This is a genomic window from Spirillospora sp. NPDC127506 (assembly GCF_040302145.1).
Taxonomy (GTDB): domain Bacteria; phylum Actinomycetota; class Actinomycetes; order Streptosporangiales; family Streptosporangiaceae; genus Spirillospora.
The window spans coordinates 1-1,436 of sequence record NZ_JBEORG010000101.1 but is presented as its reverse complement, the minus strand read 5'-3'; the positions used below and the strand labels follow the sequence as shown (position 1 = coordinate 1,436).

Annotated in this window: 1 protein-coding gene; it reads left to right on the top strand. The window is 69.8% G+C overall.

The window, feature by feature from the left end; genetic code table 11:
• The first annotated feature begins 110 nt into the window (after window positions 1-110).
• A complete protein-coding gene (locus ABTW95_RS35650; protein WP_500228635.1) occupies window positions 111-1,430 on the top strand; it encodes an ISL3 family transposase in 1,320 nt (439 codons plus the stop codon).
• The last annotated feature ends 6 nt before the right edge of the window (window positions 1,431-1,436 follow it).

Below are 1,436 nucleotides of genomic sequence, written 5' to 3'. Positions count from 1 at the left end.
GGCTCTTCGCAATCGAGGGTGTGGTGGGGGCTGGCGCGTCGGTCCGGGGATAGAGGTCGAGGTCTCCCGAGGATGGAGGTTCCTACGCCAGCCATCCGGAAGACCTCGACATGGACGACGCTACCCCGCCTGCGGGCTTCGCCTGCGCTGATCTGACCGCCTTCTGCCGGCTCGACGAGCTCGGTCTCCAAGTCACCGGGCAGCGTCTTGAGCCCGACCGTGCGGTACTGGCCTGCCGGGTCGTCGAACCGGATCAGTGGTGTCGGCGCTGCGGCTGTGAAGGGGCACCGCGTGACACCGTGACCCGGCGGCTGGCGCACGAGCCGCTGGGCTGGCGGCCCACGACGCTGGAGGTCGTCGTGCGGCGCTACCGGTGCCCCGGCTGCGGGCACGTGTGGCGCCAGGACACCACCCGGGCTGCCGAGCCGCGGGCGAAGCTGTCGCGTCGCGGGCTGCGATGGGCGCTGGAGGGGATCGTGGTCCAGCACCTGACCGTCGCCCGTGTCGCCGAGGGCCTCGCAGTGGCCTGGAACACCGCCAACGACGCCGTCCTGGCCGAGGGCAGGCGGGTTCTGATCGACGACGTGGGCCGGTTCGACGGGGTGAAGGTCATCGGGGTCGATGAGCATGTGTGGCGCCACACCCGCCGTGGCGACAAGTACGTCACCGTGGTCATCGACCTGACCGGCATCCGTGCCGGCACCGGCCCGGCCCGGCTGCTGGACATGGTCGAGGGCCGCTCCAAGCAGGCGTTCAAGACCTGGCTTGCCGAACGTCCCGACACCTGGCGCGACGCGGTGGAGGTGGTCGCGATGGACGGCTTCACCGGCTTCAAGACCGCCACCGCCGAGGAACTGCCCGACGCGGTCGCGGTGATGGATCCCTTCCACGTGGTCCGCCTGGCCGGTGACGCCCTGGACCGGTGCCGACGCCGGGTGCAGCAGGCCGTCCACGGGCACCGCGGCATGAAGAACGACCCGCTCTACAGCGCCCGGCGGACGCTGCACACCGGCGCCGGCCTGCTCACCGACCGGCAGAAAGACCGGCTCACCACACTGTTCGCCGTTGACGAGCACGTCGAGGTCGAGGCCACCTGGGGCATCTACCAGCAGATGATCGCCGCCTACCGTGAGCCCGACCGGGCAAAGGGCCGCGCGCTGATGACCCGGCTCATCGAATCGATCAGCCACGGCGTTCCGAAGGCGCTCAGCGAGGTCATCACGCTGGGACGGACGCTGAACAAGCGAGCCGCCGACGTCCTGGCCTACTTCGACCGGCCGGGAACCTCCAACGGGCCCACCGAGGCCATCAACGGACGGCTCGAGCACCTCCGCGGCTCCGCACTGGGGTTCCGCAACCTGACCAACTACATCGCCAGATCACTACTCGAGACCGGCGGCTTCAAACCGCAACTACACCCTCGATCGTGAAGAGCC